General features: G+C 40.0%; 16 protein-coding genes. 15 read left to right on the forward strand and 1 reads right to left on the reverse strand.

From position 1 onward, the window contains the following. The first annotated feature begins 162 nt into the window (after positions 1 to 162). From ACMKPP_RS04800 to ACMKPP_RS04865, 14 genes are all read left to right on the forward strand, one after another. On the forward strand, positions 163 to 1,053 hold the full coding sequence (locus ACMKPP_RS04800; RefSeq protein WP_278468312.1) for a helix-turn-helix transcriptional regulator: 891 nt from the start codon (positions 163 to 165) through the stop codon (positions 1,051 to 1,053). A 232-nt stretch (positions 1,054 to 1,285) separates the two neighbouring features. Then, on the forward strand, positions 1,286 to 6,307 hold the full coding sequence (locus tag ACMKPP_RS04805; protein ID WP_418369355.1) for a TonB-dependent receptor plug domain-containing protein: 5,022 nt from the start codon (positions 1,286 to 1,288) through the stop codon (positions 6,305 to 6,307). A gap of 185 nt (positions 6,308 to 6,492) precedes the next feature. Continuing rightward, positions 6,493 to 11,571 (forward strand): TonB-dependent receptor plug domain-containing protein, encoded by a 5,079-nt coding sequence (locus tag ACMKPP_RS04810; RefSeq protein WP_418369356.1) that lies wholly within the window; start codon positions 6,493 to 6,495, stop codon positions 11,569 to 11,571. Between the two features lie 35 nt (positions 11,572 to 11,606). Continuing rightward, the gene (locus ACMKPP_RS04815; RefSeq protein WP_418369357.1) at positions 11,607 to 12,224 is read left to right on the forward strand and encodes a MotA/TolQ/ExbB proton channel family protein; all 618 of its coding nucleotides are present in this window, start codon (positions 11,607 to 11,609) and stop codon (positions 12,222 to 12,224) included. Positions 12,225 to 12,226: 2 nt separating this feature from the next. Beyond that, complete coding sequence (locus ACMKPP_RS04820; RefSeq protein ID WP_004698605.1) at positions 12,227 to 12,634, forward strand: ExbD/TolR family protein; 408 nt, start codon at positions 12,227 to 12,229, stop codon at positions 12,632 to 12,634. Between the two features lie 2 nt (positions 12,635 to 12,636). Beyond that, positions 12,637 to 13,440 carry an energy transducer TonB gene (locus ACMKPP_RS04825; RefSeq protein ID WP_004696671.1) on the forward strand — a complete coding sequence of 268 codons (804 nt, stop codon included), beginning with the start codon at positions 12,637 to 12,639 and terminating at the stop codon, positions 13,438 to 13,440. A gap of 28 nt (positions 13,441 to 13,468) precedes the next feature. Next, positions 13,469 to 13,987 carry a flavodoxin family protein gene (locus ACMKPP_RS04830; protein ID WP_123137759.1) on the forward strand — a complete coding sequence of 173 codons (519 nt, stop codon included), beginning with the start codon at positions 13,469 to 13,471 and terminating at the stop codon, positions 13,985 to 13,987. A 21-nt stretch (positions 13,988 to 14,008) separates the two neighbouring features. Continuing rightward, positions 14,009 to 15,649 carry a heme anaerobic degradation radical SAM methyltransferase ChuW/HutW gene (hutW, locus tag ACMKPP_RS04835; RefSeq protein ID WP_227037139.1) on the forward strand — a complete coding sequence of 547 codons (1,641 nt, stop codon included), beginning with the start codon at positions 14,009 to 14,011 and terminating at the stop codon, positions 15,647 to 15,649. A gap of 325 nt (positions 15,650 to 15,974) precedes the next feature. Continuing rightward, the gene (locus tag ACMKPP_RS04840) at positions 15,975 to 16,991 is read left to right on the forward strand and encodes a carbohydrate kinase family protein (RefSeq protein ID WP_227037138.1); all 1,017 of its coding nucleotides are present in this window, start codon (positions 15,975 to 15,977) and stop codon (positions 16,989 to 16,991) included. 10 nt (positions 16,992 to 17,001) lie between these two features. Beyond that, a complete protein-coding gene (locus ACMKPP_RS04845) occupies positions 17,002 to 18,363 on the forward strand; it encodes a TrkH family potassium uptake protein (protein ID WP_227037137.1) in 1,362 nt (453 codons plus the stop codon). A gap of 34 nt (positions 18,364 to 18,397) precedes the next feature. Then, positions 18,398 to 19,048 (forward strand): potassium channel family protein, encoded by a 651-nt coding sequence (locus ACMKPP_RS04850; RefSeq protein ID WP_227037136.1) that lies wholly within the window; start codon positions 18,398 to 18,400, stop codon positions 19,046 to 19,048. 113 nt (positions 19,049 to 19,161) lie between these two features. Next, positions 19,162 to 19,968 carry a hypothetical protein gene (locus ACMKPP_RS04855; RefSeq protein WP_418369358.1) on the forward strand — a complete coding sequence of 269 codons (807 nt, stop codon included), beginning with the start codon at positions 19,162 to 19,164 and terminating at the stop codon, positions 19,966 to 19,968. A 12-nt stretch (positions 19,969 to 19,980) separates the two neighbouring features. Then, a complete protein-coding gene (locus tag ACMKPP_RS04860; RefSeq protein WP_008601565.1) occupies positions 19,981 to 21,081 on the forward strand; it encodes an AAA family ATPase in 1,101 nt (366 codons plus the stop codon). Positions 21,082 to 21,218: 137 nt separating this feature from the next. Then, positions 21,219 to 22,862 (forward strand): vWA domain-containing protein, encoded by a 1,644-nt coding sequence (locus ACMKPP_RS04865; protein ID WP_418369359.1) that lies wholly within the window; start codon positions 21,219 to 21,221, stop codon positions 22,860 to 22,862. 108 nt (positions 22,863 to 22,970) lie between these two features. Here the strand turns inward: ACMKPP_RS04865 and ACMKPP_RS04870 are convergent, their stop codons facing one another. After that, complete coding sequence (locus ACMKPP_RS04870; protein ID WP_004696654.1) at positions 22,971 to 23,648, reverse strand: metal-dependent hydrolase; 678 nt, start codon at positions 23,646 to 23,648, stop codon at positions 22,971 to 22,973. A gap of 108 nt (positions 23,649 to 23,756) precedes the next feature. Between ACMKPP_RS04870 and moaC the strand changes: the two genes are divergently transcribed. Further along, complete coding sequence (moaC, locus tag ACMKPP_RS04875) at positions 23,757 to 24,269, forward strand: cyclic pyranopterin monophosphate synthase MoaC (protein WP_370774045.1); 513 nt, start codon at positions 23,757 to 23,759, stop codon at positions 24,267 to 24,269. Positions 24,270 to 24,280: the final 11 nt, after the last annotated feature.

Here is a 24,280-nt window from a genome sequence, read left to right on the forward strand (position 1 = left end):
GATGATGGTAATTGCTTTATATTACTAAAATGAGCTAACTCATATTTTTGAATCTAAAATGAATTATTACTATTTTAAATTTGACAATGACTATCAATAAGTATACTATAATATAATATTATTAAAATTTATGTTTATAGTATTTGTGTATATGGTGATAGTATGAATCCACATAATCATGCGGTTTCACATGCTGGAACATCTATGTCAAGGCATACGGTATTTGACGGTATCGAGCTAATGTTCCTAGATGTGAAACAAGAGACGATTCAATTTTATGCCAAATCACATACCAAGACGTTTGCTATAAATCACTGTGAAGAGGGGCGCATAGAGTGCAAGTTTTCATCTGGTGAGTATTTATATATGGGGCCAGGGGATATGTCGTTAGGTTGGCATATACGATCTGATTATCAACACGAAAATTACTTTCCTACAAAATTATTTAAAGGAATTGTATTATTAGTGGATGTTGAGAAAGCTCAACCCGTATTAGATGCACTTGTTAGTGATTCTCGAATTGATTTGACTGAGCTGGCCAATCGGTTTTGTGAGCATTCTGATTTTGGTATGATGATGGAAGAAACGGAAACTGTTCGTCATATTTTTTCCAGTTTATATAATGTGCCAGATCAAATAAAAGAGCACTATTTTAAATTAAAAGTGATTGAAATCTTTTTATTATTATCTGTTATCTCTACAGCCAATCCTGAAAAGAGAAGTACCTATAGAAAGCAACAGGTAGATATTGTAAAAGCTGTAAGTGAATATGTATCGACACAGTTTATGAAGCGTATTACTATTGACTCCTTGTCTGAACAGTTTGATATTCCTACATCTACCCTGAAACGTTGCTTTAAAGGTGTATTTGGTACAACTATACATCAGTATTTAAAAGAATGTCGTATTAATGCGGCAAAGCGATTGCTTCAAGACTCAGATCAGTCTATTTTAGAAATCGCTAATGCGGTAGGGTATGAGAATGGTAGTAAGTTTACTAGTGCATTCAAAGAGGCTACTGGTGTAACGCCAAGTGCCTATCGTAAGGTCTAAATAATTTGGACCTTATATTATCCTAGCTAAAAATTTTTGTGCTTTAGGCTAGGTTTGATAGTCTATGAAAATTAAATATTGTCCTAAACGTATATTTTTGGTCTATTCGGAGTAGATATGTATAATACACTTTGCTACTATTAAACCTGTAAATGATTTTCAATGTCATTTGGTTGTAGTGGTAAAGTGTATTTTTATATGCATAGTTAAATATATGTGTGGAGGAAATTTAATGAATAGGAGTTGGGTGCGGGCAAGGAGATATGTCATACTATCCTGTGCAGTAGCGTGCTGGTTGCAAATGCCGGTGGTTATGGCGGACAATGCGACTGTAACAACCGATGTGGTTCATGTTCGCGGTACATGGGCTGAAGAGCAGGCAAAACAAGAGTCTCAGCAGACGACGATTATCACGAAGAAGGATATTGTCAAAAAGCAGGCAAAATCCGTAGAAGATATTGTGTTTTCCGAAACTGGCGTATCTAGAACCGTCGATTCGATGGGGCGCGTCGGCGTATCTATCCGTGGAGCGGATCCTCGTCATACCTTGATTCTTGTGGATGGACAGCCTGTGATGGGCGACCTTGCCAAATATCAAGGTGCTGGTGATGAATTACAACGTCTCGGTACAGAAAATGTGGAACGCATAGAAATTATCCAAGGTGCGGCTAGTGCTAAATACGGATCCGATGCCATCGGTGGTGTTATTAATGTTATTACCAATAAACCGCGTAAGACCGCTGGCCTTCAGTTTAATGCGGAAGGTCGTAGAACTAAAGGCGACGGTGATATCGTACCGTTTTCCAATTTCTTTATGCGCGCTGATTCTGGCTCATTAGGTAAGTTAAAAGTTAATATTCACGGTAGTAAACGTGACATTATGCCTATTTATGCCAGCGAGCAGCGTCGTATCAGCGCTATGACCAATGATGAAGACCACGGTTTTTTAAAGAATTCCCTACGGTATTACGGTACAAATTCTAATATAGGTTTGGCCGCTACGTATGATATTAATGATAAGCAGTCTTTGGGAATTCGCATCGATCGGTATAATGAGGACTTAGAACGGTATGTAAAGCGCAGTACTTCTTATTTGGAACCTCAGGTTCATTACAAACGGGATTTAGACAGGAATAATCTTAATTTGACATATACTGGTCAGGACAATAAGAGTTCTTGGAAAGCGGAACTGAATTATACGCGGACCAAAGAAGATGATGTAACATTAACCAGTGACTATGGGAACAGTACCTATGAAGGGAAAAATACATTAAACTATGTGGATAATGTAGATCATCGTCAATGGAGCGTAACACTCGGGGCAGACACACAAGTCAATAAGAAACATCTCTTGTCTTATGGTATTGGGTTTATACGGGAGACAGGCGAAGGTAGCAGACTTAAAAATGCGCCTCATACCTATAAACGGCATATCGATCCCTGGGATTACGATAAAAGTCTAGCTGTAAAAAACGGTGTTCCTTCATCCACAATTTATGACCATTCTTTCAGAAAAAACGACGCTGGTGTAGAGCAGTGGAATAAGGAGAAAGAATGGTATAACGGGGATAAAAGTAAGCCAAATACATTGCCGGAATTTACTTACGAAGAATATCTTCAATATTTGGATCCCCAGGCGGGAATTGATTCGGCGGCCGTAATGGGGCTTGTGGATGGCCCCGTGACGGAGAGTACGCTGAAAAAACGGAATCCTGAAGCTTATGCGCGATATCAGCAGTTTGCTAAACGTTTATTAGCGGAGAATAAAGAATTTATTGAAGACTATCATTTTAATAAGGAGGGCCGAAAAGATGAAAATGGTAAGTATTATCCAGCACTTTATGATGCCTATTTACCGAGCTTTTACTATGGCGCCGTACCGGATTTTGATTCTACGAAGTTGAAATTAAACGGAGCTTATTTTAAAGAAGAATATTTAAAACGCGTTAATCAACAGACCGCAGGACGTGCGGAGATCAAGAAACAGAATTTCTTTATTCAGGATACGTGGCAGGTTAATAAAAATACTACTTTATCACCAATTATAAGACTGGATCATAGTGATTTATTCGGCTCTAACTGGTCTTTTAATTTCGGCATGACTCACAATGTACATGGAAATGTACACCGCAGATTAAAGGCTAATGTGGGTACCAGCTATACGGAACCCGGTATGGGCGAGCTGTATTATAACTGGGAAATGTATGGCCCGAATATTACAAATGCCACAATCGGTGGCGGTGAAGCCCGATTAGGTTGGTATTGGGTTGGAAATCCGAACCTTAAACCAGAGAAATCCATGAATTTCGATCTTTCTTTGGAAGGGGAAAATAAAAATACCTATGGTAAAGTAACCGTATTCCACAATAATATTCGGAATTATATGTCGATTTACAATACGGGATATTTGATGGATTTTTATCCTCAATATGATGAATCTACCACATATGGAGCGGCGAAATTTGCGCATGCGCCGGATATGATTTACAGTTTCCGTAATATCGGCAAGGCCCAAATCACAGGTCTTCAATTTGAAGTGAAACAGACTTTGAATAAGCACTGGAAAGCCCGTTTGGGATATACGTATTTACGAGCGCTTAATAAGAGCGATAAAGATATGCCTCGTGAATTACTGGATAAACCTCGTCATAAAGTGGATATCGGTGTAGATTTTGAGGATAAGGCTAGCGGATGGAGCGGTAGCCTGTGGGGCGATTATTATATTCATATGCTGGATAGTAACTCCTTGTCTGGTGGCGGTAATTATATGGTATCTTATATTGATCCTAATAATTCCGATCGTTCCGTTATCAGATATAATTTGAATAATAGAAGAACCGCCGATATGTATGAACATAAAACTTACGGCATATGGAATTTGATGATTCAAAAGAAGATTGATAAGGATTCACGAATCTATTTCGGTATTGATAATCTCTTTAACCATCGTGATGATGATCGGGCTCTATCGGCTCGAGTATATCGTATTGGATTAAATATGAAATTCGGTTTCGGTTCAGGTGAAAGTAAAACGAAACTTACGAAGGAGCAGTTTGAATCGTTACCTCCGGTTATGCTGCAAGATTTTATTACGCGTCCTTTCGATACAGACAGAAAACGAGGTACGGAACTGGTAGGTGACTATCGTGTACGTAATGACAGTCATCTTGGATCCGATCGTCCTGCTACGCGGGTGACGACTACTAGTTACGTATCCGACAAGGCGGCAAAGAATCTGGCGGATCGGAAGGAACACGGCTTGAATCAACGTATACGTGTCGGTGTCGATGCTCGCATTAACGATAATACGAATATACGTGTTGTAGGCAGTGCTTCTGGCCAAGCTGGTGTAGATAGCAGTCATGAAACAGAGGGGGCTAAAGGGTTTAATCATCAGAGACTCGATGAATTGGATGTAACTCATCATGAATCTAAGTGGGATTATAGTATTGGACGTATCACGGAATCCATGGGGATTACTGGGTACTGGTTTAATAAGGAATATGACGGTCTTCGTAGTGTTTGGACGAATAAGAATACTCAAGTCCGTATCGGTGTGGGGACCTTTAAACATAGTACGGGAATTAGCGACAGTGCTTATACTCATGCTATTTATACGCATTTTAAACGGGTTCCAACGGTAGAGGAATTCTTAGGTGTTACTATGGATTCGGACGGTGCTAATAAGGAACTCATCGTACCAAATGCAGGGAATACTATTAATTTCTACCAGCAATTAAAAGCCTTGCGCGATAAGGAAGGCGCTTTAGATGCGGAGGTAGGTACATTAAAGAAGAAAATCGATGATATGACTTCCGATATCTGGTCTAAAGAATTTATTGACGGCATGTCTGCGGATCAACTGGCTCCATTAAAAGCGGAGCTGGCAAAGTTGGAAGCATCATTGCCGGATGTGGAAGCTCGTGTGGCGAAAGAACGGGAACCGTTGCGAGCTGCGCAGTTTGATGTGTTGCGCCGGATGCAGGAAATCGCGGTGAAAGCTTATGGTGCAGATGCGGCTAAACAGACTGTATCGATTAAGATGCCGGATGTGTCGGTAACGTATTCTTATAAATCACGATACTATGATGAAGATGATGAACAATGGTATGAAGATGAACGTACTTTCACTCAGAAAATCGCACCGGGAACTATTGGGCTTGATAAGAAAAACCCATTGTTTGAAATGAAGTTGAGTGATACCTCTGTTCTTGCTAATGGCGGAAAACCGTTTATTTCAAATTGGTACAATCAGAATAAGGCGGCTATCCTAGAGGCGTATCGTGCCAAGGCGAAAGATATAGCAACCTATAGTTTCGGTAATAATCCATATACGATGAAATTTGAAGATAATGCCTTTGACGGGCTGGACGAGTCTATTTATAAGGCAAATGTCGTTGATATTAACGACTCCGGCACGTCCGGTCTTATTAACGTAAAAGGAAGTGCCTATTATCCTTCTATGATAGCTTCGTATTTTAATAGCTTGGCTCGAATGCTTGAAAAAGCGGACGGCAACAGTCGTTTGCCGAGAGAGGCGCTAGGCAAATATACAGGTGCTGTTATTCCTTCAATAGGTGTCGTATTGGAGCGGGATACAATTCCACCAATTGAAAAGGCTGCCTATGTTCAAGTTAAACATATGGTAACACCTCGACTTGGCTTAGCTGCGTGGTACTTGCGCTCCTTTGGCGGTAGTGACTATCGCTTCTACACGGCGAATGGTAATGCTACAGAAGCGCATGAATTCAACAATATGGCTAATATTTTCGGCGTTGGAGCTAAGTATCAATTAAATCATAATGTAAGTATTTCCTTCGACTATGGACAAAACCGTAGTGACTTTGGCCGCTTCATGAATGGCAATACTCATTATGACCATAAGGCTGGATCTGCTCAATTCGATATCAAGGGTCGTGATATAGGTGGTGTACCTCATTTCTGGGCATTGCGCTTTGATGTTGGCCATGCCGATATGAATAAACCTGGCTCTTGGAATGCCTATGTGGACTATAAATACTTTGCTCATGGCTCCTTCTTCGGCGGCAATGGCACAGAGGCTGTACCTGACCGTTACTTGGATGGTATTAAGAGCTTTACCTTTGGTGGTGGCTATGTGCCAACTAAAGATCTTCTTTTACAAGCATTCTATACATTTGATGCTAAAGGGATTAATAAACGAGATACCTTATATGGATCTGAAAACTTTAAACTTGGGAATTATACTCGTTTCCAAATGACGTATAAATTCTAAAAATTATGTCCGATTTGTCCGAAACGTATATTTTTGGTCTATTCGGAGTAGATATGCAAGATACACTTTGCTAACATTAAAATGTGAATGATATTCAATGTCATTATATGTTAGTGAAGTGTATCTTTTTATGTTTGTGTGTAAGATACAAGATATATGTTTAGTTATAAGTTTAGGAGGGCACAATGAACCGGTGGGGACATACAAAGCGTACCATAATCCTGTCTAGTGCAGTTGCCTTGTGGCTTAGCGCGCCTCTAGTGGTTTGGGCAGATAATGCGACTGTCACTACAGATGTTGTTCATGTGAAAGGCACATGGGCAGAAGAAGAAGCAAAATTGAACTCACAGCAAGTGCAAATCATTACCAAGAAAGAGATTGAAAAGAAACAGGCGAAGTCCGTCGAAGATATTATTTTTACACAAACAGGTGTATCTAGAACAGTTGATGCTATGGGACGTGTTGGCGTGTCCATTCGCGGTGCAGAAGCGCGTCACACTCTCATCCTCGTAGATGGTCAACCAGTGCTAGGTGATTTTGATAAGTACTCTGGTGCGGCAGATGAAGTACAACGTTTGGGTACAGAGAACGTAGAGAGAATTGAAGTTATTCAAGGTGCGGCTAGTGCTAAATACGGATCTGATGCAGTAGGTGGTGTAGTTAATATCATCACTAAAAAAGCACAAAAGAAACCATCCGTACAATTTAATGCTGAAGGCTTGCGTCGCAAGAGCGATGGCGATGTATTTCCGTTCCAAAACTTCTTCATTCGTGCCGATTCTGGTCAAATGGGCAAGTTAAAGGTTGGTTTATCAGGTAGTAAACGAGATCTTATGCCTGTTCTAGCATCTGTTAAACGTCGTGCCTCTGGGATGGCCTTTGATTATGCAAAACATAACTTCAAGCCAAATGTACTTCGTTACTATGGTGATGCGGCAGATATCGGTCTTGTAGCGACCTACGAGGCAAATGATAAAAATAAGGTGGAATTGCGACTTAATCGTTACACGGAAGATCTTGTGCGCGATGTTAAGCACTCCGACTCCGATTTAGAGCCACAGCAACACTTCAAACGTACGGCAGATCGTAATACAGCTAATCTGCAATGGTCCTCTAGAGCTGGAAAGAGTGACTGGACTGTAGAAACTAATTACTCTCGTATTAAAGAAAATGACGTAGCGCTCATTAACTATACAGGTCGTTCCGCTTATGAAGGCTCTAATGAGTTGCGTTATATTGATAACATCGATCATCGTCAATTAGATATTCGAGTAAATGCTAATACGCAAGTCAATAAAAATCATTTGCTAAGCTATGGTGTTAGCTATGCTCGTGAAGAAGGTTCTGGTAGTCGCTTAAAGAGTTCTCCTAATACAAGTACGATGTACATTGATCCATGGGATTACGATAAAAGCTTGTTAGTAGACCGCCTCGATCGTCTCGTGCGACGTAAAGGCGATAATAGTGTTAAAGTTTACTCTCACATCCATGACTATAAATTCATTAATTCCGGTGGCGGCATGCCGCAATGGGATATGGATTATGAATACTATGGGGCTGAAACAAAGGCACAAAAGCCGGGCATTACGTACGATGATTATGTGAATTATGGTTTATCGGAAAGCAGACTCAGTGAATGGTCAAGCACATCACCGAATAATCAGCCCGTAACGGATGAATTTAAGAAGCGATATTATGCTTTAGAAAATCGGTTGAAATCGGAAAATCCTGAAATGGCGGCGCATCGTGCAAATATCGTAGGCGACTATTTTAAATATGGTGAGTCTAACGATCCAGAAATGCGTAAGAAAGCGCCTAAGCTAAATGGTAAGGCTTTCTTGGAAGAGTACCGTAATCGCGACCAACGCTTGACTACTGGTAGTGGTACGATTCGTAAAATAAACGCTTACATTTCTGATACATGGCAAGTCAATAAGAATTTAACATTGTCTCCAATTGTGCGTTTTGATAATAGTAGCTTGTTTGGTTCTAACGTATCTGCATCCTTGGGTATGACATATAACGTTAACGGTAATACACATCGCAGATTTAAAGCCAATGTAGGTACTGGTTATACAGAACCTGGTATGGGCGAATTGTGGTATAACTGGGAAATGTATGCTTCTAACCCTGTAGGGATTGGGGTAGCAAAACTCGGTTGGTATTGGGCTGGCAATCCTAATTTGAAACCAGAAAAATCAGTCAATTTCGACATGAGCTTGGAAGGTGAAAATAAAAATACATATGCACGCGTAGGTGTATTCCATAACCGTATTAAGAACTATATGTCTGTATACTTCACTGGTGATTTTATGGACTTCGCACCATATCTCAAAGGTGATGCGAAATACCAACGTGCACCGGATATGATTTACAGCTTTAAAAATATTGGTAAAGCTGAAATTACAGGGTTGCAAGCGGAAGTACAACAAAAATTCGGCAAATATTGGTCTGGTAAATTAGGTTATACATATTTACACGCCATCAACAAAAGCGATCCATCCATGCCACGTCAATTATTGGATAAACCAATGCACAAAGTTGATATTGGCATTACTTATGATAACCCTAAATCCGGTTGGAATGGCTCCATCTGGGGTGATTACTATATCAATATGCTTGATAGTAATACTCTTAATAACGGTGGTAACTACTGGCCAGATATCTTGTCTGGTGATGCAGGCGTTTATAAGAAACAAATGTATGAAAAGAAAACATTTGGCATTTGGAATGTAATGATTCAAAAACGTTTCAATAAAAATGCCATGATGTATTTCGGTATCAACAATATCTTTAACCATCGCGATGATGATCGTGCTACACAAGAACGCGTATACCGCATGGGTGTTAACCTTAAATTTGGTGGTGGCGATAGTAGTAAAACTACGGCCATCGGCAAAACTAAGGATGGTTCAAAAGTTAATGCTACAGGGGTTAATGTAGCTAATGGTGAAGTGGTAAATTCTGAATCTGGTGTACAAAATGTAGCTGATGTAGTTCGTTTAACTGACTTTATTCGTTCTGATTTTGATACTACTAAAGAACGTGGTATTACAATGGTTGGCGACTATAGAGCGCGTTGGATGGCACATGATGGTTCTAATAGACCGCAATCTCCATTTAGAGCAAACTCTGCTATCGGTTCTGCAAAAGCCAATATGTACGATGCTAATCGTCATAGTTTTGAACAACGCTTACGTCTTGGCTTTGATGCTCGACTCAATGAGTTCACAAACCTCAAGGTTATTGGTAGCATGAGTGGTATGAGTGGAGTAGATACAAGCTGGACAAAATCTGATTCCAAAGGTCTCAACCATCAACGACTCGATACAGTTGATCTTACAAGACGCGTTAAGAAATGGGACGTATCCGTAGGGCGTTTAACTGAGCCTATGGGCGCTAGTGGCTACTGGTTTGGTCAATCTTATGATGGCGTTCGTGCTGTTTGGAATGGTCATGATTCTCAAGTTCGTATTGGTGTTGGTACTTTCAAACATAGTACAGGTATCACTGATTCTGCATATACACATGCAGTGCATAAAGTTATCTTTAGACCACCAACAGCAGCTGAATTGATTGGTATTAATCGTGATGATTATCCATATGATATTGAGAGTGCTACTAAAACTGGTTCTGATGGTGAGAAGAAGACCACAACAGATCCGGCAGCTCCAGATAGTCCAACTGGTATTTATAATTCCACCTATAAAGGTAAAACAGATAGCCTCTATTTCTATCAACAGCTCAAAGACTTGCAAGCTGAATACGAAGCTTATAAAGAAAGCTTAGACTTAAGATGGAGTAATCCGAACCGTGATCAAGAAATTGAAAAGGCTAATGCTAAATTAGCTGAAACTCAGAAAAAACAAGCTCAAATTATGGGTCGATTACAAGATATTCTTACAAAAGCATATCCTACAGATATGGCAGGGACTAAATTCTCCCTTGATATCCCATCTGGTGGGTATGCAATGTATGAAATCACCAATAAGAAAACAGGGGAAAAACTGTATAAAACAGGCGACATTATGTATAACGTAAATTCCCCATTGTACCCTGAATCTATGAAAGAAAAGGCAAAAGGTCTTATCGTATCCTCTGATAATAAAGAAGCCTTGCTAAATCCTAAAGAGTATGTTGATAAACATGCAGCTGAGATTAATCAATCGATTACAGAAATTGCCAAATATAATGCAAAAGATAACTGGAGTAATTATAACAATAGTGGGCTTGACGAAGTTTGGGTGAAACAAGCTGATGGTACATTTAAGAAATCTTATGATTACTATGGTCAACCGTCAAGTGATTATGAATTCACTGGCTTCTTAGGTGCAAAGACTTACAAATACGATAGTGGTAAATACGTATTTAGTGATTATGATGCTAAAGATGCCATTTACAAAAAGAACTTCACCATGTCCTCTGGTGATTATGGCGAAGGTGGTTCTTACTATGGTTGGGGTATGCCTAATGCATTGTTTAACTATATGTATAATCTTGAAAAAGTTGTACATGACGCAGAGTCTGAAAATAAATTACCACGCGAAGCAATCGGTAAGGTCATTGGTAACTTGATCAGAACAGAAGGTGTAGTTCTTGAAAAAGATACTGTACCAGCCATCGATAAGGCCGCATTTATTCAATACAAGAAACAAATTGGTGCTCGTCTTGGTTTACAAGCTTGGTACTTACGTTCCTTTGGTGGTAAAACACATACATATTTAAATGCTAATGGAAACAGTAATGATGAATACAGCTTCTCCAATGTAGCTCATGTATTTGGTATTGGTGCTAAGTATCAACTTGGTGCTAATGCAGCTGTTACGGTTGATTACGGTCAAAATCGTTCTAACTTAGGACGTTACCTCAATGGTAATACCGTATATCAACATGAACGTGGCACAGCAGACTTTACTCTAAAAGGTCATCAAATGGGCGGCACACCACACTTCTGGATGGCTCGTCTAGATATTGGGCGTGCTGATTTAGATGTTCCGAAATCTTGGAATGCGTTCATCGATTACAAATACTTTGAACATGGCTCCTTCTTCGGTGGTAATGGTACGGGTGCAGTACCTGATCGTTACTTAGATGGTGTTCGTAGCTTTACATTTGGTGCCGGCTATGTACCGCGCAAGGACTTGCTCCTTGAAGCATTCTATACTTTCGATGCGAAGGGCACTAATAAACGAGACACTTTATATGGTAGTGAAAGCTTTAAGTTAGGCGATTATACACGAATTCAAGGAACCTATAGGTTCTAATGCTCAGTCTGTAAACAGGCAGAAAGGTTACTAATATGGAAAATTTAAATTATGTCATTCACTTATTTCATAGTGGCGGGTATGTAATGTATCCATTGTTACTCTTGTCTTTCATGGTTATCGCTATAGCTGCAGAACGTGCTTTCTTCTATCGTAAGTATGCAGGTAAAACATTTGTTGTAACTCATGCCGTAAATGAATTCGCAAAATTACAATGTTGGGATGAAATTGATAAAGTAATTAAAGAGAACCCTTCTATTGCAAGTCGTATTGCGGAAGCAGGTTTAAATAATGATTCTAGCGAAGAAGCAATGAAGACCGCTTTTGCTGATCAAATGGGGGTTGATGCAGTTGGTTTCCGAAAATATATGGACTACTTAAGTGCAACAGTTACAATTTCTCCATTATTGGGCTTGCTTGGTACAGTAACAGGTATGATTGGCTCTTTCAGTATCCTTGACTCCGGTGCGGGTGCATCTGCCATTACTGGTGGTGTAGGTGAGGCGCTTATCGCGACAGCATCTGGCTTATGTGTGGCCATAATGGCATTTATCGTTTACACAATTTTTAGTCATCGTTTGGACTCCATTATTAACCAAATTGAAAATATGTGTGTAAATATAGTTACAGCTAAACGAGAAGGGTGGAAATAGTTATGAACTTGCAAAGCTTTCGTATGAAAACTAAGCCGGAATTCATGATCATTCCAATGATTGATATCATTTTCTTCTTGTTGGTATTCTTCATGATGAACAGCTTGCAAACAGTGGCTCAAAAAGCCTTGTCTGTACAATTACCACAGGCTACTAGTGCTTCTGCACCAGCTCAATTACCAGTGGTTTTAACATTAGATGCGGAGGGTCATATTACGATTGATAACAAGCCAATGAGCATTGACGATGCTGAGGCAATGGTAAAACAACGTATCCAAGAAAACCCTAATGCTAGTGTTATCTTACAAGCCGATAAACGAGCGGCTCATGGTCAAGTAGTAGCGATTATGGACATGTTAAAACAATCTGGCGTTAAACGCTTAGCTATTGCAGCTGAACAGAAAGGATAACTATGGGACTAGGCATATCATGGAAAAAAGCAGCCATTATATCCGCCGTAGTTCATCTTATTGCTCTCTTTATTGCTGTAATCTTTTTTGTAGTGGTTCCAGCCATTCAAGAAATGGATACCTATGAAATCGACCTCACACAAAGTGTGCTCGATGATGGTGGCAGTGGACATGCTGGTGGTGGCGGAGGTAACAGAGCCGATCTGTTCCCAAAACCATTGTCAGCAGATGAAGTAGCGGCAAGAACAAAGGCTGTTGTAGCAAATGTTGAACCATCTACAGCAACAGATATCCCTGATGCAGTAGATGTGGCAGCTAAAGCAAGCGAAAATAAAGGCAATACATCCGGTGATAATTCCGCTGTTGGTGGCACCGGCCCTGGATCTGGTGGCGGATCTGGCGGTGGTCATGGTACCGGTGAAGGCACTGGAGTTGGTGATGGTAGAGGCCATGGTACTGGTACAGGTGATGGTACTGGTGAAGGTGATGGTCATGGTACAGGTAAAGCAGCGTTCAATGTAGAGGGGTTTTATGCAGCTGTAGATAGCCAAAAACAAATTCCTTATGCGGCTATTAAACGTAAAATGAACGTAGATGTTACAATTAATGTAATGGCTAAATTAGATACTAATGGTAATTTAATAGATGTATATCCAACTAGTGGTGGGGATGAGATATTTGTAGAAGCGGCTCTTGATGCAGTGCGACGAGCGACTCCGTATCCAAATGAAACAGGGGATATACAACCAGTAGAAGTTCCTGTACACTTTGTAGTACAGGCCGATGGCGAAGATGAAGAAGAATAAATATATCTAAGTAATAAAGGAGATAATTATGAAATCTATTATTTTATATTCTTCCCTTACGGGAAATACTAAAAGTGTAGCGGAAGCAATGGCTTCCGTTATGCCTGAAGGTACACCTTGCGTCCCTGTAAAAGATGCACCTGAAAATTTAGCTGATTATGATACTGTGTTCGTAGGTTTCTGGGTAGACCGCGGTACAGCTAACAAAGAAGCGGCTCAGTTGATTGAAACTTTGACAAATCCTAACATCGTATTCTTTGCTACGTTGGGTATGTATGCTGATTCTGATCACGCTCGTGAAAGTATCGATAAAGCATCTACATTGTTGCAAAACAAAGAATCCCTTGTAGATGGGTTTGTATGCCAAGGTAAAATCGATCCTAAAGTAATCGAAATGATGTACAAAATGTTCCCACCTGGATCTGCACATGGTCAAAGCCCAGAACGCGATGCGTTACATAAAGCTGCAGAAACTCATCCAGACGAACAAGACTTTGCAAATGCAAAAGAATTCACAAAATCTGTACTTGCAAAGTTGCAAGCCTAATTTCTGAAAGGGGATTGGAGTATGAGTTTAGCAAGTTTCTTTGAGTCCATTCCGGAGAAGCAGCGAAACCTACAACTAGGTTTAGAATGCGATAATCCGATGAGTGGTGCATTTCCTCATAAACGTGTTGTTCATGCAGGTCTCAATGGTACGCTCGTTTCTCCAAAAGAAACGCAAGCCGTTTGGGATGCATTAATGAATGGGGCTCCTAAAAAGGGCGAAATGCAATGCGCTTACATTCATATTCCGTTTTGTAAGACAAAATGCACATATTGTGGATTCTTCCAAAACGGTACGAGTCAAAGTGTTGAAGACCAATATATTGATGGTCTTATCAGTGAATTAAAGCTCGCTAGTGAGCGTCCGAGATTAAAAGATGGCTTAATCCATGCCTTGTTTATCGGAGGTGGCACACCAACATCTTTATCTCCTACAAACTCTGAAAGACTGCTCAAAGCAATTAAAGCGTACTTGCCATTGGCAAATGATTACGAACTTACCTTAGAAGGTCGTATTCACGATTTAATTCCTGAAAATCTTGAAGTTTGGATGGCAAACGGTGTTAACCGTATGTCCATCGGTGTACAATCTTTCAATACAGAAGTACGTCAAATGGTAGGACGTTTAGATACGAAAGAAACCGTATTAGAACGTTTATCTGCCTTGAAAGCTTATGGTCAATGCTCTGTTGTTATTGACTTGATCTATGGTTTGCCTGGTCAAACTATGGAGGTTTGGGAACAAGACTTAGCAGATTTGGTAAGCTCTGGCGTAGATGGTGCGGATCTATATCAATTAAATGTATTTGATGGTAGTGATCTCAATAAAGACATTGCAAACGGCAAAGTTCCAGCTGCAGCCACAACTGCGATGCAAGGTGAGATGTTTGAATTCGGTCGTAAATACCTTGATGAACGCTCCTATCGTCGATTGAGTGCCGCTCACTGGAGTGCTAATAATCGTGAACGTAGCTTGTATAACACTTTAGCTAAATCGGGCGTTTCAATGTTCCCATTTGGCAGTGGTGCAGGTGGTAACGTCGACGGTTATGGTATGATGTTACATCGTGCATTAAAACCATACGAAGATATGGTTACCCGCGGTGAAAAACCATTTATGGCCCTTATGAAACAAAGTGATTTACAACCTATCGTAAACCAAGTAGTAAGTCAATTAGAACAAGGGTTCCTCAATATTATGAGTTTAGTAAAACTGGATTCAAGACTAGATGAATTGAACTGGCTCTATAAATTATGGGAAAAACGCGGTCTTGTTGCCTATAATGGTTTACTTTATAAATTGACTGCAGCAGGTGAATTCTGGACTGTAAATCTTACACAAAGTACATTAGAAGCAGTTGAATATATCCTGACTGGTAAGAATTCCTTTGCTGTAGAAGCAGTAGCTGCACAAGATACAAAAACAACTTCTAAAGACAATCCTAATCAAGAGGTACGTGGCATTGGTCAAGGTAAAGCTAATATTTCTGTGCCAACTGATGAAGATTCTGAAGCCCAACGTAAAGAAGCTCTCATTGCTAAGGCGAAAGCTGAAATTGCAAAGAGTGGTGCTTCTGGGGAAGCAGCAGAACGAATGGTACTAGCTATGTACAATTTGAGTGCTGATGAGATTGAATATATGATGGAGCGTATGATGTCCTAAACTATTATGTTACACCTCAATTCTAACAACCTTTTCCAATAATCAACATATAATATACAAGACATATTACGTGACATATACGTGCTCTCTGTAGTACAAAGTAGCCCCAGACTTCGGTCTGGGGTTTACTTTTTATAGAGCGAAAGGTATTCTGTAGGTATAAGACTTACATGACTTTAAAAAGTATAACAATAGATGTATAAGTCTATAAGGACAATAAAAAACAAATTGTTGTTAAAGTCATAAACCCATAAGTAAGATAGTGAATCTATAAGACGTGAAGTGATATGGCTTGTATAGCTAATAAAAGGTTTAGGAGGTTAGTATGAGTATATTTCCTCAAAAAAATATAGATATCGTAGGCATCGGTGCTAGTACATTAGACCGTTTTATAGTGGTGGATCATTATCCAACGGGTCGTGAGGTACAGCAAGTCGTATCGTCTACTACCGATGGTGGTGGGCCAGTGGCTACAGCACTAGCGGTGGCCGGAAAATATGGTGTTCGTACGGCTATGATTGATAGCATTGGCGATGATATGGTAGGCCGTCACATACTAGCTGACTTTGAAAAATATAATGTTAATACAGATGCAATTCAAGTTGAAAGAGGTGCTAAGAGTGGTGTTGCCACAATTCTTGTAAAACAAAGCACTGGTGAGCGCGCTGTATTCTTTGAACGATCTACAGCAACTGATCCCCATTTTTTAGAGGTTCATAAGCAATTGATAGAGGATGCTTATATTTTGCATATTAATGGTCGACATCGCCAACTCATGCGTTCTGCTATTGCTGTAGCGAAAGAAGCAGGGACTATCATTTCTTTAGATGGTGGTGCTCAGCGTTACGATGAAGATATGAAGGCTATTACAGAAGATAGTCATATTGTTATCGTAGCTCGCGACTATGCTGAAAAATATACGGGCGCAACTAATTTAGAAGATGCTTGTCGTATCATTCATGACCGTGGTGCTTTAATTGCAGGTGTTACGGATGGGGCTAATGGTAGCTATTTTGTATGGCCTGATGGTACAGCGTATCGTTGTGAGCCATTCCCGCAGAAAAGTATAGTAGATACTACGGGGGCAGGGGATAGCTTTCATGGTGCTTTTTTAGCTAATTTAGCACATATAATTAATCATATGAAGGGGCAAGAAACGATTTCAACGAGTAAGTCTCACGGTGCATCTATACGTGCTGTAGAGTTGATCAAACATTGTGCGCACTCCGATTTAGAGAAGGCCGCTATTTTTGCATCTGCGGTAGCTTCTTTAAATACACAAGGCATAGGCGGGCGAAGTCCACTACCAACGTTACAGTCAGTGCAGGAACTTATAGGATAGGACTACGGTTATGTGGCAAAATATTTCAAAAAATCAAGTTCAGCAATATATGCAACAAAATCCTTATCGTCTATTAGCCCTTAGCTTTTTGGCTGCCATGACTATAGGGACGATATTACTTATGTTGCCCATATCAAATGCTCAAAGCAATAGTACAACGCTTGTGGATGCAGCTTTTACCGCAGTATCTTGTGTTTCTGTAACAGGCTTGACGACAGTAGATACCTATTATCATTGGTCCTTGTTTGGCAAAATCGTCATGGTAATCCTTATCCAATTAGGTGGATTGGGGATTGTTTCGTTTACCACTATTATTGCTCTAGTATTAGGGCGACGGGTAGGTCTAAAAAATCGCGTGCTTTTGTCAGAGGATGTAGGGCAAGATGGCATGAAAGGGCTTCTACATATTACGAAGAAACTAACTATTTATACCTTCTGTGTTGAAATTATTGGTGGTATTATCTATACTATTCAGCTATATCCCTATATTGGTGATGCTGCTTTATATACGGGGATTATGCAATCTATTTCCAGCTTTTGTAACGCAGGATTTATATTCTTTGATAATGATCTACCTTATGCCATGGTGGGCGATGTATTATTTAATATAAATACAATGGCCCTTATTGTAATAGGTGGTTTCGGATATCTCGCAACCTTTGATATTTGGTCGCATCGCAAGCTACGACGTTTTGTAGATTTAAAACTACACACAAAAATAATGTTAGTTGGCACAACGGCGCTCATCCTTTTAGGGACTATTATTTTCTTGGGAGTTGAGTGGGCGAATCCCAAAACTTTTGGTCCTTTACCTATATGGAATAAGGTCATGGCTGCTCTATTTCAATCGATTACCCCTCGTACGGCAGGTCTTGCAACTGTAGATTATAATGATTTGCATCCAATTACTCTGTTTATTACCATCATTTTTATGTTTATTGGGGCAGGCCCTAACTCCACAGGAGGCGGTGTTAAAATTAGTACTATTGCTGTCGCTTTTCTAGCATCGCGTACATTATTTAATAACCGTCCTGATACAGAGATTTTTGAACGTCGTATTTCGTTGCTTACTGTCCTTAAGGCAAATGGGATAATCTTTTTATCTATCCTTCTTGTTTTGCTTGCTACTTGTTATTTGGCTTGGGATGAGCCGTATAACTTTATTCGACTACTTTTTGAGGTAACCTCTGCCTTTGGGACCGTAGGTCTTACAACGGGTATTACACCTGATTTATCTGAAAGTAGTAAATGGGTGTTGATGCTTGTCATGTTTACGGGTCGTGTAGGGGTTATGACTGTTATTGGTACTTGGGCGTTAAGAACGGCACCGACTAAACCAATTAGCTATGCAGAAGAGCGTGTATTGTTATAAAAACAGATTAGATTGAATATAAAAGGGGGCATATATGAAACATAAAACGATAGCAGTAATAGGTCTTGGTCAATTTGGTGGCACTGTTGCCAAGATGTTAGCTTCCATGGATCATGAGGTATTAGGTGTAGATATTGATCCAGAAGTTGTACAGAAAATTTCACCATTTATAACACATGCTATAGTTGCAGATACAACCGATGAAGAGGCAATCAAAGCATTGGCGCTAAGCCAGTTTGATATGGTTGTTGTGGCTATAGGTGGCAATCTTCAAGCTAATTTAATGACAGCTATGCTTCTTAAAGAGTTAGATGCACCTAAAATTGTGGCCAAGGCTGAAAATAATATACAAGGTAAAATGCTTCATAAAATAGGTGTAGATCAAGTGATTTACCCTGAATATGATATGGCATTACGCCTTGTACAATTTTTAACTAGAGATCATGTAATGGATTATTTGCAACTATCTAAAAATATTAGTCTCATAGAAGTTAAAGTACCGTCATTCTTGGTGGGGGCTAATTTAAAGGACTCCAATCTGCGTGAGAAATATAATCTTAATGCAGTAGGCATAAGACGCGGTGAGGATTTAGAAGTTCCACCAAACCCGATTACCATTCTCGGTGAAGATGATAAATTATTAGTCATTGGGAATAATTCTGATTTAGATGCATTAACGGAGTAGTATGTATACGAAAGATATATAACTACATCGAAAAAATATGATATAATAAGAATAGAATTCAGTATAGGCCATACGTATTCGTATGGCCTTTTTATATAGAAATGAAGGTTATTATGACAGAGGAACAATATATAGCGGCGCTGATCAATAACCCACATGGGATTCGAAATATTCCAAATCCTACAGAAGCTATGCAACTTACATGTGTGGGACAAAACGGCATGCTGTTACAATATATTAAAGAACCTACTCAAAAGGTTATTGAAACGGCGCTTTCACAAGCACCACGAGCTATACAATTCGTTGAAAATCCTACAGAAGAATTGTTAAAAGCCTTAGTGGAAAAAGATTGGGCGGTTTTAGAATATATCGACAATCCGTCTGATACATTAATAAAAAGTGCGTTAGCTCAATCAGGTTGGGCTATTCGCTATATTGCAAACCCATCTGAAGAATTGCAATTAGAAGCGGTGAAGGCGAATTATGATGCCTTACAATATATCAATGCTCCAAGCGAAGCTGTGCAGTTACAAGCCGTGCAAGAGAGTTACTTAGCCTTGCGCTACATTGATGAGCCTAGCGTAGCTGTACTAGAAGCAGCAGTAAAGCAAGATCCACAGGCAATGCGTCAGATTACAAATCTCACTAAGGACTTGGCTTTGCATTTATTTAAGGTAAGTGCGGCTATCGTCGGTTATATACCTAATACATTGGGCGTTACGGTAGACGAAATCAAAGATATAATTCTAGATGCCATTTCTAGCGATACCGTTGATGAAGACTATGTACGCGAGTTAATCAACAATAAAGCTATCGGTGGACGTCAATCCAAATGGCCTATTGATATATTGTCACTTATTGATAGGTATGGTACTAGAACTGTTAAGAAAATTGCAGTAGGCGAATATTTGAGATATTAGAACGGAGATACAATGAACTTTATAGATACAATGGCAAGCGTTGAGTTAGTGCTTGCTGCTAATCAAGTACCCTTGCTCGTCGGTGAGACGGGTATAGGTAAAACCTCTCTCGCAGCGCGCGTTGCAGAGGTACATAATTGGGAATTAGTAACTATTGACGGAAACCTTTTAAAAGAAGGTGAAATTGGTGGCTTGCCTACAGTAGAAACGGTGACTCATACGGATGGTCATGGCAATACACGGGATGTGAAAACTACAGTATACGCTGTGCATCATACATTGGAACATGTGGCACAAGCCGTAGATAAAGGGCGCCAAGTATTATTGTTTATCGACGAAATTAACCGCGCAGAACATGCAGTTCAACAAGAATTGATGAACCTTATTCTAAACCGTGAAATTAATGGCTTTTCTTTAAGTGATCAAGTGCGCATCATCGCCGCTATGAACCCTGAGGATTCCTTTGATTACCAAACGATTGACATGGACCCGGCACAGCAAAACCGTTTTGTATGGCTTTATATGAATGCTGATTATATGCAATGGATTGACTGGGCTATTGGTGCTGGTATTGAAGAAAAGGTTATTGAATTTATTTCTTCCTATCCAGAATATTTAAATCAACGTCACGAAGACGATATCGATGCCACACCTCGTTCCTTTGAACGCGTGTCCGGTCTATATAGAATTTATAAGAATCAAGAGGGCACAAGTTATAGTCGCGACGTATTTATGAATGTTATTCGTGGTAACGTAGGTAAACTCATTGCGGAGGCTTTTGTAAACTTTATCGAGTCCGATCAAGAACCTCTTATTACCTTTGATGATGTATTGGCAGCGGTTCAAAAACCAGGTGCTATTATGTCTATGGCTGAGCAGGTTAAAGGTGAAAGCCCAACTCGCCTTTATGTAGCAGCAAAAAATATGTTGCATCGTTTAAATCGCAATAGCAATGCGCAGGAAGTACATCATTTTGTGGAGTTTTTAACCTTGTATCCAGGCGATTTGCGCGTAGCGGTTATGAAAGATCTTCGTAACACGTATGAGCGCGTTTACGCTTATGCTATTGAAAATGACCTTTTTGTAGATACTTTCTTTGACGCGCAAAAATAATTTTATGTGCGTAGTTAACCAAATCGAAGCTATCTATATAGATAATCAACTGTAGTAAATTATTAGTTATGAGGTTAATTGATATATAGCATGTGACATATATTAAATTTGTTTTCTAAAGAAACGGGGGTGTAAATATGCAACGAAACTTAGATAAGGATGATATACGTGATGCTTCGGATTTGCTGACTCATATCGATGGTTGGGAAAAGACGGGTTCTTATGATGCGGAAGCTATCGAGGCTCTTGATCGATGGCATGCGAAACGAGAGCGCATACATCGCGAAGCAGAGGCTTTGTATACGCAAATATACGCATCCTATGAGGCCTATGTAGATAGCTATGAAGAACAACATCATAGCATGGCGCCTGAACGTATAGCGGCTGATCTTATGAACCATAATATGTCGGATAGCCATATAGGTACTATCGGTCGTGCTCTTGAAGACGTACAAGTGGAGGGGACAGACCTTTCCGTTATGCAGCAAGCGATAATGACACCTGCCTATGAGCAACGGTTGTGGAACATATTGCATGATGTAAACAGTTTGCTCCTTGAAGAGGACCAATTCTTTGGTTACTTTTACTTACAAATGACTCATCGCATTCGCTTTGATATGGCCAGTGCTTTTGGTATTAATCTTAAACAGGGCGGATATGTATTATATGTAAATCCCTTTATCTTGTTACGCCAATCACCTGATGTGATGAAGGATGGTATTAAGCGTGAAGTTCTTCATATCATTTCTGCTCATTTGATGCGGGTAAAAGCACTGAGCCAAGGCTTTCACAAAACAGCAGTCCATATGGCTATGGACATGGTCGTAAATGATTACCTTGAACATGTAGACCGTGATGCAGTAACGGTAGCCAATGTAAATGCGCGCTTTGGTTTGTTATTAAAGCGTTTTCGTACCATTGAATACTATGCGAAGGCTATTGATAAGGTCATGAAAGAAAAACCAGATCTCTTTGTGCCCATCGATAATGCAGATACAGCGGTTGCTATGGAGTTTGACCCTCAAACTAGCCATGATATTTGGGATGAATCTGATTCTATTGATATAGATACGATGGACCAAATCACGGAGCGCTATATCAATGAAGCATCAAAGGGGGATATGGAAGGCTATGTGAAAAGTCTTATCGATACATTCCAAAAAACGCGACGCGCGTTGCCGTGGTATTTTTATCTCAAAAAGCTGATGGGCAAGATAGCGAGTGGATACAAAAAAACGACGATGCGTCGTAATCGTCGTCAGCCTGAGCGTTTGGAATTGTCTGGTACATTGCGCCAACATAAGGCAAATGTATGGCTAGCTCTTGACATGAGTGGTAGTATAACTGATGTAGAGTTTACGAATGCCTTAGAGCAAGTGTTACAAATCGTGCATGCCTACAACCATCGTATTACAGTTGTAGAATGTGATAATGAGGTGCGCCGCACCTATACGATGGAATCTGTAAAAGATGTAAAACCTCGCCTCGATGTGCGTGGTGCAACAGCCTTTACCCCTGTATTCTCTCTGGCTAATCAAAACCGTGTAGATTTACTTGTATATTTTACGGATGGCAAAGGGGAAGAGCGACTTCGAGAGGCGCCAAGGGGCTATAAGGTGCTGTGGGTGTTGACCGGTGAGAACCCTCAATTATCTTTGCATACCCCATACGGCCTAGTTCGTGAACTCGGCTATGTTGGTGTTGATGAAACTCAAGATATTGATGAGTTTGTACGCATGGCTAACCGTGGGGGCTTTTCTATGGCTAATCAAGAGATTTAGTATATTAGGTTTACGATGTCATTTAATAGTTTTGATTTTGAACTATGATGGGATATAAAAATGACGCAATCCAACGGATTGCGTCATTTTTAGGTCTGTGGATTTTTATTAGCTGTTAAGCTCAATAGAAGAACCTGGATCGATAATGAGTGCTGTTTGGTTATACTTACCTTCTACAAGACTTGTAAATACACCTGGTTCACGGTCGATAACGGGCCATGTTTTGTAGTGAATTGGAATGGAAATACGCGCTTTTACATAAGAAGCAGCAAGAGCTGCATCTTCAACCCCCATTGTGTAATTATCACCGATAGGAAGAAGGGCGTAATCAATTTCACCAAAACGATTTAATAATTTCATATCGCTAAAGAGTGCTGTATCACCAGCGAAGTATAGGATATCTCCGTAGAAATCTACGATACAACCTGCAGCGTGACCGCCAGGGATGCCAGAGCCGTGGAAGGCAGGAACCATTCGAACAGAACCGAATTCAAAGTCGAACTTGCCACCTAAATGCATGGCGTGTGTACGACAACCGGCAGCTGCTGCTTTACCCGCTACTTCAGCAGTAGAGATAACGAGTGCATCATTTGCTTTGGCAATAAAATCTGTGTCGCCATAGTGATCATCATGACCATGACTGACAAAGATATATTGGCATTTGATGTCTTCTTTTTTAGCGATATCCCATGTATTACCAGTCAAGAATGGGTCGAAAATCATGGATACATCGCCACGTGTGAGCATAAAGCAAGCGTGACCAAAATAAGTTAGTTTTGTTTTCATAGGAACACTTCCTTCCTTGTACATACAATTCTTAATTCTATTGTATAATATAATAAATGAAAATAAAACTATTGGTGATAATTTATACATAATTAGTAAGGATGTATTATGGATTTAACACATTTTGATCAAGATGGAAATGCTTGGATGGTAGATGTATCAGATAAGGATATTACAACTCGTACTGCCGTGGCAGAAGGTTTTATTGCTATTAATGATGCTATTTATGAGCGCATCGGGGCGGGAACAATAAAAAAAGGGGATGTTCTTAGTGTGGCCCAATTAGCAGCTATTATGGGGGCGAAACAGACGAGTAACCTTATTCCCCTTTGTCATCCGTTAGCATTAACGAAGGTTGAGGTGCATTGTACTCTTGTTGATGGTGAAAGTCCTGCCTGTACAGATGCTACACATAATCGTGCTGTTAAGGTTCGGGCTACCGTAAAAACGACAGGAAAGACAGGCGTTGAAATGGAAGCACTTACAGCGGTTCAAGTAGGACTTTTAACAGTCTACGATATGTGTAAAGCTATTGATAAAGGGATGATTATAGGCCCTACATATCTTGTAGAAAAAGAAGGCGGGAAAAGTGGACATTTTGTCCGTTCCTTTGTAGAATAATATAGATATAA

Source organism: Veillonella parvula (assembly GCF_048309325.1).
In the GTDB taxonomy this organism is placed as follows: domain Bacteria; phylum Bacillota; class Negativicutes; order Veillonellales; family Veillonellaceae; genus Veillonella; species Veillonella parvula_T.

Coding starts and splice junctions, on each gene's coding strand:
- ACMKPP_RS04800 (WP_278468312.1), top strand. CDS start 163: ATGAATCCACATAATCATGCGGTTTCACATGCTGGAACATCTATGTCA.
- ACMKPP_RS04805 (WP_418369355.1), top strand. CDS start 1,286: ATGAATAGGAGTTGGGTGCGGGCAAGGAGATATGTCATACTATCCTGT.
- ACMKPP_RS04810 (WP_418369356.1), top strand. CDS start 6,493: ATGAACCGGTGGGGACATACAAAGCGTACCATAATCCTGTCTAGTGCA.
- ACMKPP_RS04815 (WP_418369357.1), top strand. CDS start 11,607: ATGGAAAATTTAAATTATGTCATTCACTTATTTCATAGTGGCGGGTAT.
- ACMKPP_RS04820 (WP_004698605.1), top strand. CDS start 12,227: ATGAACTTGCAAAGCTTTCGTATGAAAACTAAGCCGGAATTCATGATC.
- ACMKPP_RS04825 (WP_004696671.1), top strand. CDS start 12,637: ATGGGACTAGGCATATCATGGAAAAAAGCAGCCATTATATCCGCCGTA.
- ACMKPP_RS04830 (WP_123137759.1), top strand. CDS start 13,469: ATGAAATCTATTATTTTATATTCTTCCCTTACGGGAAATACTAAAAGT.
- hutW (WP_227037139.1), top strand. CDS start 14,009: ATGAGTTTAGCAAGTTTCTTTGAGTCCATTCCGGAGAAGCAGCGAAAC.
- ACMKPP_RS04840 (WP_227037138.1), top strand. CDS start 15,975: ATGAGTATATTTCCTCAAAAAAATATAGATATCGTAGGCATCGGTGCT.
- ACMKPP_RS04845 (WP_227037137.1), top strand. CDS start 17,002: ATGTGGCAAAATATTTCAAAAAATCAAGTTCAGCAATATATGCAACAA.
- ACMKPP_RS04850 (WP_227037136.1), top strand. CDS start 18,398: ATGAAACATAAAACGATAGCAGTAATAGGTCTTGGTCAATTTGGTGGC.
- ACMKPP_RS04855 (WP_418369358.1), top strand. CDS start 19,162: ATGACAGAGGAACAATATATAGCGGCGCTGATCAATAACCCACATGGG.
- ACMKPP_RS04860 (WP_008601565.1), top strand. CDS start 19,981: ATGAACTTTATAGATACAATGGCAAGCGTTGAGTTAGTGCTTGCTGCT.
- ACMKPP_RS04865 (WP_418369359.1), top strand. CDS start 21,219: ATGCAACGAAACTTAGATAAGGATGATATACGTGATGCTTCGGATTTG.
- ACMKPP_RS04870 (WP_004696654.1), bottom strand. CDS start 23,648: ATGAAAACAAAACTAACTTATTTTGGTCACGCTTGCTTTATGCTCACA.
- moaC (WP_370774045.1), top strand. CDS start 23,757: ATGGATTTAACACATTTTGATCAAGATGGAAATGCTTGGATGGTAGAT.